We start from the raw sequence: 1,542 nt of genomic DNA, 5'->3' as shown, positions 1-1,542 counted from the left end.
ACACCGACAGCGCCCGGTACGGCGGAAGCGACGTCACCAACCCGGACGTCGTCAAAGCCGAATCGCGCCCCGCCCACGGCCGGCCGGCGAGCATCCGGCTCACGCTCCCCCCGCTGAGCACCGTCTGGCTGCGCCCCGCCTGACCCCGGCCGCGCCCCCGCCCGCCCGAAGGGCTCGTCGTCGGCCGCCGGACGCGGACGGGAGCCCTCGGGGGGTGGGGGAGAACGCGGTTCAGGCAGAGGACGGCTTGCCCGCCGTGCCGATCCAGGTGTGGAACAGCGGGTGGAGATCCTTGCCGGACAACCGCTCGGAGAGCCGCACGAACTCGGCGGTGGTGCCGTGCCCGGCACGGTGCTCGGTGGCCCAGGTGCGCAGGATGCGCAGGAACGTCCTGTCGCCCACGGCCGTGCGCAGCTTCTGCAGGGCCATGGCGCCTCGCGAGTAGACGGGCGTCTCGAAGATGTGCGCGCCGCTGCCGGGATCGGCCGGCGCGAACGCCCACAGGTCGTTGCCGGCCGGCTTGGCGTACAGGGCGTCGAAGGTCTGCTGCGCGCTCCTGCCGCCGTGCTGCTCGGTGTACAGCCACTCCGCGTACGTCGCGAAGCCCTCGTTGAGCCAGATGTCCTTCCAGGTGGTGAGGGCGACGGAGTCCCCGAACCACTGGTGCGCGCTTTCGTGGACGAGCGTGCTCAGGTCCGGCGCCGAGTCGTACAGGGGCCGCGTCTGGGTCTCCAGCGCGTACCCGACCTGCGGAGCCCGGTCGACGATGGCCCCCGCGGCGCGGAACGGGTAGGGGCCGAAGACGCCGCTCTCCCAGGCGAGCACGGAGGGCAGCTTCTTCAGCACGGGTGCCGCGGCACTCGCCTCGCGGGGGTCGACGGCGTTGTAGACCTTGAGCCCGTCGGCGGTGGTGTACTGCTCGACCTTGAACTTGCCGACCGTCGCCGTCGCGAGGTAGGAGGCCATCGGCTCGGACTGCCGCCAGCGGAAGGTGGTGCGGCCGTGGCTGGTCGTCCGCCCGCGCAGAACTCCGTTGGCCACGGCGGTCGTTCCGTCGGGAACGGTGATCGTGAAGTCGTACGAGGCCTTGTCCTTGGGGTGGTTGTCGGCGGGGAACCAGGTCATGGCGCCCTGCGGCTCACCGGCCACGAACGCGCCGTCGTCGGTGGGGATCCAGCCGTCCGGGGAGCCGTCCGGGTCGGTGACCGGCTTGGGGACGCCCGAGTAGGTGACGGCGACCCGGAACTGCTGGTTCCTCCGCAGGGAGTGACGGGGGGTGATCACCAGTTCCTGTCCGGCACGACGGTAGGACGCCTTGACGTGGTCGACGGTGACACCGGTGACCTTCAGCCCCGAGAGGTCGAGGTCGAAGCGGGTCAGCCGCTCGGTGGCCCGGGCGGTGACGACCGCCGTGCCGTCGAGGTGGCGGCTGTGGGGGTCGTAGCCGAGGGTCAGGCCGTAGTGCCGGACGTCGTAACCGCCATTGCCCGCGAGCGGGAAGTACGGGTCCCCCGCGCCGGAGGTGCCCACGGGACCGGCCGC

Annotated in this window: 2 protein-coding genes; one reads left to right on the top strand and one right to left on the bottom strand. The window is 72.1% G+C overall.

Annotated elements, in window-relative coordinates:
* Positions 1-143: alpha amylase C-terminal domain-containing protein (locus ABZV34_RS39285; protein ID WP_356288037.1), on the top strand; the 143-nt coding region annotated here is incomplete at its 5' end.
* A gap of 88 nt (positions 144-231) precedes the next feature.
* On the opposite strand, the gene ABZV34_RS39280 is transcribed toward ABZV34_RS39285, so the two are convergent.
* Positions 232-1,530 carry a M1 family metallopeptidase gene (locus tag ABZV34_RS39280; protein WP_356288034.1) on the bottom strand — a complete coding sequence of 433 codons (1,299 nt, stop codon included), beginning with the start codon at positions 1,528-1,530 and terminating at the stop codon, positions 232-234.
* Between the last annotated feature and the right edge of the window lie 12 nt (positions 1,531-1,542).

Origin of the sequence: Streptomyces sp. NPDC005195, assembly GCF_040608315.1 — a bacterium.
Taxonomy (GTDB): Bacteria; Actinomycetota; Actinomycetes; order Streptomycetales; family Streptomycetaceae; genus Streptomyces; species Streptomyces kaempferi.
The sequence above is the reverse complement of the archived record's forward strand: the minus strand, read 5'-3'. Positions and strand labels throughout refer to the sequence as shown.